Raw genomic sequence first — 6,108 nt, 5'->3', positions numbered from 1 at the left:
ACATTTGTATTTGAGAAATGGTAGTAGAGAAGTGGTCTCTCCACCTAAAAAATCATTCCCACTACCCAAAAGGTAGTAGAGAAAAGTTCTCTCCTCCCGTAATACCATATCAATGCCCGAAATGGTAGCAGAGCAAACCCAGAGCAACCATGGTGTCCAAAATTATTTCCCTCCATTTCCAAAACTTAGTATAAAACATGTTTTTTTGGAAAAAATGTGAAGTAGGAATAGGAATGGAGGTCTAAGGATGAAAAAGTTTATTACTGCAATAATTGCAATTGCTTTTGCTTTTTCCGCATTTAGTCCTGTTGCAGGGGCGGAAGAAAAAAGTGTTCAACTTACTGAAAATGCTAGATCTGCTATATTGATTGAACGCGACACGGGTCAAGTGTTGTATGAAAAAAACGGACACGAAAAATTGCCTCCGGCGAGTATGACAAAAATCATGACAATGCTCTTAATTATGGAAGCTATTGATAAAGGTGAACTTACATGGGACGAAAAAATCAGGACAAGTGAATATGCAGCCTCTATGGGAGGATCGCAAATTTTTCTTGAGCCAGGTGAAGAAATGACGACAGATGAGATGCTTCGTGGGATTGCAATAGCATCAGGTAATGATGCATCTGTGGCAATGGCAGAGCGTATCGCAGGATCTGAAGCTGCATTTGTAGACAGAATGAATGCAAAAGCTAAAGATCTTGGTCTAGAAAACACTCTCTTTCAAAATCCTACAGGCTTACCGGCAAAAGAACATTACAGCACGGCAAATGACATGGCGGTAATGGCAAAAGAACTATTGAAATATGAAGGCATCACCAAATATACAGGTCAATATGAAGACTATCTCCGACAAGATTCGGAAAAGAAATTCTGGTTGGTGAATACGAATAAACTTGTTAGATTCTATCCTGGAGTGGATGGAGTGAAAACAGGATTTACACAAGAAGCAAAATACTGTTTAACGGCTACTGCCAAAAAAGACAATATGCGAGTAATTGCTGTTGTATTTGGTGCACCGACACCGAAAGACAGAAATGCGCAGATTACGAACATGCTGGATTTTGCATTCAGTCAGTACAAAACACACCCGATGTATGAACGCAACGTAGCGGTAGGTAGGGTAGAAATTAGCAAAGGTTCAGAGAAAGAAGTAGATGTTGTAACAAGTGAACCAATATCTGTACTCACGAAAAAAGGTGAGAATACCGATGACGTGGAGAAAGTAATTACAGTGGATGAAAATGTGAAAGCTCCTGTGAAAAAAGGAGACAAAGTAGGAAAGATTGTTTTGAAAAAAGGTGGAAAGGTTCTTTCTGAAAGTGACCTTGTAGCAGCCAAAGACAGTAACGAAGCTAGTTGGTGGCAACTCTTTAAACGTTCTATGGGTCACTTCTCCAAGCTGGGATAATTCTTATTTCTACCAAAATAGAACCTGTTTTTTTAGCGAATAAACACTAGTTTTGTCTGTAGGCAGGAAAACGGAAATAAAATATAGAAATTGACTCACTGAACAAAGTTTCCACAAGGGGGAAAGTGCAGTGAGTCTTACCGTTGATTTGGAAGTCAAACAAAATGTTCTTTGTGTACGTTTAGCAGGTGAATTGGACCACCATACAGCTGAAAATCTGCGTAACCAAGCTACGGCTATAATTGAAAAACATCAGATCACTCATATTATTTTAAATTTGGAACAGTTGTCTTTTATGGACAGCTCAGGGCTCGGTGTTATATTGGGTCGTTATAAACAAATTAAAAATAATGGGGGAGAAATGGTGGTTTGTTCTATTTCACCAGCTGTTAAGCGTCTGTTTGAAATGTCTGGGTTGTTTAAAATTATCCGTTTAGAAGAAAGTGAAGAAAACGCCCTGCAAAAATTGGGGGTGGCATAATGAAAAATCACATGAATCTTCAATTTTCTGCCCTAAGCCAAAATGAATCGTTCGCAAGGGTAACGGTAGCTGCTTTCATCATGCAATTGGATCCGACTATGGATGAATTGACGGAAATTAAAACAGTCGTTTCAGAAGCTGTAACAAATGCTATTATTCATGGTTATGACAATGACCCTAACGCCACTGTTTACATCTCTGTCGAACTAGAAGATGGAGCTGTCCATATCACCATTAGAGATGAAGGTATGGGAATTGATGATGTAGAAGAAGCTAGACAGCCGTTATATACTACTAAGCCTGAGCTCGAGCGTTCTGGTATGGGGTTTACCATCATGGAAAACTTTATGGATTATGTAGAAATTCATTCATCAAGAGAAACAGGCACCTCGATCCGTATGACCAAGTATTTAGCTAAGAGCAAAGCGCTTTGTAATTAAGGAGCTAAACCTATGGATGTTGAGGTTAAGAACCAAACACAAACATACCTAAAAGATCATGAAGTGAAAGAACTGATAAAAAGAAGTCAATCTGGCGAACAAGAAGCACGAGATACGATTGTGCAAAAGAATATGAGGCTTGTCTGGTCGGTCGTTCAGCGCTTTATGAACAGAGGTTATGAGCCGGACGACCTGTTCCAAATAGGGTGTATTGGCCTTTTGAAATCAGTGGATAAGTTCGACCTATCCTATGACGTAAAATTTTCCACCTACGCCGTTCCAATGATCATTGGTGAAATCCAGCGATTCATCCGGGATGACGGAAGTGTGAAAGTTAGCCGCTCGTTGAAGGAAGTGGCGAATAAAATCAGAAAAGCGAAAGATGAGTTATCCAAAAGATACGGTAGAGTGCCGACCATCAATGAGATAGCGGAGTTCTTGGAGATTACAGCGGAAGAAGTGGTCCTTGCTCAAGAGGCTGCACGCGCTCCTTCCTCAATCCATGAAACTGTCTATGAAAATGACGGGGACCCTATTACACTTTTGGATCAAATCGCCGATCATTCTGAGCATCGTTGGTTCGACAAAATTGCCTTGAAAGAGGCCATTGAAGAGCTTGATGAGCGAGAAAAACTGATTGTATATTTACGCTACTATAAGGATCAGACTCAAACAGAGGTTGCACAGCGTCTTGGTATATCCCAAGTGCAGGTAAGCCGATTGGAAAAGAAAATATTGCAACAAATGAAAGACCGTATGGATGAATGATGTCCGTACGGTTTTTTCTTGTGAAGCAAACGTGGTAATTCTTGGTGTTCTTTTTTCCTTTGCATGGTAATTCTCCCACTAATCCATACTACAAATACAATATCTTTTGGCAGGATGTGTTTGGAAGATGGATAAATCGCTATATGTTCGCCTTCGTCATCGTATTCAGGCCCGTCCCAATCAAACGATAAAAATAGAAGATGTTGCCCAGTTAATTGCAGACAGGGGAATTTTGGACAAGGTACGGAATATTCCCATCCATCAGATAAACATGAGTGATAAATCTATTGTCGTTTTAGATGTGATGCGGTTGATAAAAGAGATGAGAAAAGTAGATGGAGAACTGGATATTCAGACCTTTGGGCCTGCGCAGACCATAGTGGAGATTGTCTATAAGAAAAAACGATTCCGTCCGATGTTTTTTGTCGGTGTTTGGATCTTGCTCTTTCTAGGTGCAGCACTCGCCATTATGAATTTTCATGAAGATGTTAGCATGCGAATCGTTCATCAAAAGATTTTTAAAACCATCACGGGTCTTGAGGATGAGAAACCGCTTCTTCTTCAGATTCCCTATTCCATTGGATTAGGTTTGGGGATGATATTATTTTTTAATCATGTTTTCCGTAAACGGATTAACGAAGAGCCAAGCCCCCTTGAAGTAGAAATGTTCAACTATCAACAGGACCTGGATCAATATGTAATTATGCATGAAAACAAGGAGAGCTCGAAGAAAATTGATGACGATTAATATCGTATTTGTTGTATTTCTAGGTTTCGCTGGAGGGCTTGCTGTTGGATCTGGCTTTGTTGCGTTTCTTGCGGTGCTTGGGATCATTCCGAGGTTGACCCAATTGACCAAAACAACCAAGTTTGTGTATGGCTACGAATGGGGGGTTATTGGAGGGGCTTTGTTTGGAAGTTGGATTAGCTTAAACAGTGTGACTTTTCATCTTCCTGCCATCCTTGCTATACCTGTTGGTTTGTTTTGTGGAGTGTTTGTTGGTTTATTGGCCGCAGCTTTGACGGAAGTGTTAAATGTATTGCCGATTTTGGCTAAAAGGATCGGGGTGGATGGTCAGATGGCAATTCTTTTAATGGCCATTGTGTTCGGAAAAATAATTGGATCATTATATCACTGGCTAGTGTTTGTCAATTTGTAGGAGGCAGGACAACCATGAGTGAAAAGCTGAAGGATAATTATAAAAATAACATAAAGAAATTTCAGCCTAAAACACCTTACGTGATTAATTGTGTAAAGGCTTTTCTTGTAGGGGGGCTAATTTGTTTAATTGGCCAAGGTATTCAAAATTTCTACATGACAGTGTTTAACTTCTCCGAAAAAAATGTAGGAAACCCTACTGTTGCTACTCTAATTCTAATATCTGCCCTGCTAACAGGTTTTGGCATTTACGATAAACTGGGTCAATTTGCTGGCGCAGGTTCTGCTGTGCCTGTTACTGGTTTTGCCAATTCTATGACAAGTGCAGCTATGGAACACAGAAGTGAAGGCATCGTACTTGGAGTGGCGACAAATATGTTTAAGCTTGCAGGCAGTGTCATTGTATTTGGAGTAGTGGCTGCCTATGTGGTAGGAATGATTCGGTATCTATTAAATATGAGCTTTACTGGTTAGGGGGAAAAGTAGTGCGACTTACAGGAAAACAAAGTTGGGTATTTGAACATCCAATTTATATCAGTTCAACAGGGACGGCCGTTGGACCGAAAGAAGCGGAAGGACCGCTTGGTTCCTTGTTTGATAAATCATATGATGAGCTCCACTGCGGTGAAGATAACTGGGAGCTTGCAGAAAGAAGATTAATGGAGCAATCCGTTCAATCATGTCTAAATAAAGTGAATCTGGAATACAAAGACATCGACTTTTTCCTTGCCGGAGATTTACTCAACCAAAATGTAACGGCTAATTATGTGGCAAGGCATCATCAAATACCATTTCTCTGTATGTTTGGTGCTTGTTCTACTTCGATGGAAACATTGGCAGTAGGGGCAGCGCTTGTGGACGGAGGCTTTGCAAACAGGGTTCTAGCCTCCACCAGCAGTCACAATGCCACTGCAGAAAGGCAGTTTCGCTATCCGACTGAATATGGCGGACAAAAACCGGATTCTGCAACCTTTACGGTAACAGGTTCGGGAACTGCGCTAGTCAGCAAAGAGCCAAGCCCGATTCGCATTACTTCAGCGACCATAGGAAGGGTTATGGATCTTGGCATCACGGACCCATTTGACATGGGTTCTGCGATGGCACCTGCTGCAGCTGATACTATTCAAGCACACTTTCAAGATTTAAATGTGAATCCAGATACTTATGACCTGATTGTGACAGGCGACTTATCTGGAGTTGGAAGTCCTATTCTAAAAGAACTTCTAAAAGAAGAAGGCTACGATATCACAGTGAAACATAGTGATTGCGGGTTAATGATTTTCAGGCCAGATCAGGAGGTTTTTGCAGGGGGAAGCGGTTGTGGATGTTGTGCTGTTGTAACCTATGCCCATCTGATTAATGAATTAAAGACTGGAATGATGAAGAAAGTGCTTGTTGTTGCAACGGGCGCATTGCTAAGCCCTACGATGATACAACAAAAAGAATCGATTCCAACGATCGCACATGGAGTGGTATTAGAGAGGGTGGACCCATAATGGAATATCTAATTGCCTTTGTAGTCGGTGGATTAATTTGTGTAATTGGACAATTATTATTGGATTTTGCCAAGCTAACACCTGCGCATGTGATGAGTACGTTTGTTGTAGCTGGAGCAATACTGGACGGTTTTGGGCTATATGATAAGTTGATTGACTTTGCTGGTGCAGGTGCAACCGTACCCATTACAAGCTTTGGTCACTCGTTATTGCATGGTGCCATGCATCAGTCAGAGAAACACGGTTTTATCGGGATTGGTATGGGGATATTCGAATTAACCTCTGCGGGAATTTCAGCTGCCATTCTGTTCGCTTTTATCGCCGCACTTATCTTTAAACCGAAAGGGTAGATA

At 41.0% G+C, this 6,108-nt stretch carries 9 protein-coding genes; all 9 read left to right on the top strand.

The window, feature by feature from the left end:
* Window positions 1-247: 247 nt before the first annotated feature.
* The 9 genes from AAV98_RS18715 to spoVAE all read left to right on the top strand — a co-directional run bounded on the left by AAV98_RS18715 (window position 248) and on the right by spoVAE (window position 6,105).
* Window positions 248-1,411 (top strand): D-alanyl-D-alanine carboxypeptidase family protein, encoded by a 1,164-nt coding sequence (locus AAV98_RS18715; RefSeq protein WP_060667033.1) that lies wholly within the window; start codon window positions 248-250, stop codon window positions 1,409-1,411.
* A 130-nt stretch (window positions 1,412-1,541) separates the two neighbouring features.
* The gene (gene spoIIAA, locus AAV98_RS18710) at window positions 1,542-1,892 is read left to right on the top strand and encodes an anti-sigma F factor antagonist (RefSeq protein ID WP_060667032.1); all 351 of its coding nucleotides are present in this window, start codon (window positions 1,542-1,544) and stop codon (window positions 1,890-1,892) included.
* On the top strand, window positions 1,892-2,332 hold the full coding sequence (gene spoIIAB / locus AAV98_RS18705; protein ID WP_010194390.1) for an anti-sigma F factor: 441 nt from the start codon (window positions 1,892-1,894) through the stop codon (window positions 2,330-2,332). The genes spoIIAA and spoIIAB overlap by 1 nt, the downstream gene beginning before the upstream one ends.
* Window positions 2,333-2,344: 12 nt before the next feature.
* Window positions 2,345-3,100 carry an RNA polymerase sporulation sigma factor SigF gene (gene sigF, locus AAV98_RS18700; protein WP_010194391.1) on the top strand — a complete coding sequence of 252 codons (756 nt, stop codon included), beginning with the start codon at window positions 2,345-2,347 and terminating at the stop codon, window positions 3,098-3,100.
* 127 nt (window positions 3,101-3,227) lie between these two features.
* Complete coding sequence (locus tag AAV98_RS18695) at window positions 3,228-3,848, top strand: stage V sporulation protein AA (RefSeq protein WP_060667031.1); 621 nt, start codon at window positions 3,228-3,230, stop codon at window positions 3,846-3,848.
* Entirely contained in the window at window positions 3,838-4,260 is a 423-nt protein-coding gene (locus AAV98_RS18690) for a stage V sporulation protein AB (protein ID WP_060667030.1), read from the top strand. The genes AAV98_RS18695 and AAV98_RS18690 overlap by 11 nt, the downstream gene beginning before the upstream one ends.
* 14 nt (window positions 4,261-4,274) lie before the next feature.
* Window positions 4,275-4,733, top strand: coding sequence for a stage V sporulation protein AC (spoVAC, locus tag AAV98_RS18685; protein WP_060667029.1), 459 nt, complete (start codon window positions 4,275-4,277; stop codon window positions 4,731-4,733).
* Between the two features lie 11 nt (window positions 4,734-4,744).
* The gene (gene spoVAD / locus AAV98_RS18680) at window positions 4,745-5,755 is read left to right on the top strand and encodes a stage V sporulation protein AD (protein WP_060667028.1); all 1,011 of its coding nucleotides are present in this window, start codon (window positions 4,745-4,747) and stop codon (window positions 5,753-5,755) included.
* Window positions 5,755-6,105 carry a stage V sporulation protein AE gene (gene spoVAE, locus AAV98_RS18675; RefSeq protein ID WP_060667027.1) on the top strand — a complete coding sequence of 117 codons (351 nt, stop codon included), beginning with the start codon at window positions 5,755-5,757 and terminating at the stop codon, window positions 6,103-6,105. The genes spoVAD and spoVAE overlap by 1 nt, the downstream gene beginning before the upstream one ends.
* Window positions 6,106-6,108 lie beyond the last annotated feature (3 nt).

Source organism: Bacillus sp. CHD6a (assembly GCF_001293645.1).
GTDB lineage: Bacteria > Bacillota > Bacilli > Bacillales > Bacillaceae_I > Sutcliffiella_A.
The sequence above is the reverse complement of the archived record's forward strand: the minus strand, read 5'-3'. Positions and strand labels throughout refer to the sequence as shown.

Excerpts from the sequence above, each read along its gene's own strand:
- AAV98_RS18715 (WP_060667033.1), top strand. The coding sequence starts at position 248 with ATGAAAAAGTTTATTACTGCAATAATTGCAATTGCTTTTGCTTTTTCC.
- spoVAC (WP_060667029.1), top strand. The coding sequence starts at position 4,275 with ATGAGTGAAAAGCTGAAGGATAATTATAAAAATAACATAAAGAAATTT.
- spoIIAB (WP_010194390.1), top strand. The coding sequence starts at position 1,892 with ATGAAAAATCACATGAATCTTCAATTTTCTGCCCTAAGCCAAAATGAA.
- AAV98_RS18695 (WP_060667031.1), top strand. The coding sequence starts at position 3,228 with ATGGATAAATCGCTATATGTTCGCCTTCGTCATCGTATTCAGGCCCGT.
- AAV98_RS18690 (WP_060667030.1), top strand. The coding sequence starts at position 3,838 with ATGACGATTAATATCGTATTTGTTGTATTTCTAGGTTTCGCTGGAGGG.
- spoVAE (WP_060667027.1), top strand. The coding sequence starts at position 5,755 with ATGGAATATCTAATTGCCTTTGTAGTCGGTGGATTAATTTGTGTAATT.
- sigF (WP_010194391.1), top strand. The coding sequence starts at position 2,345 with ATGGATGTTGAGGTTAAGAACCAAACACAAACATACCTAAAAGATCAT.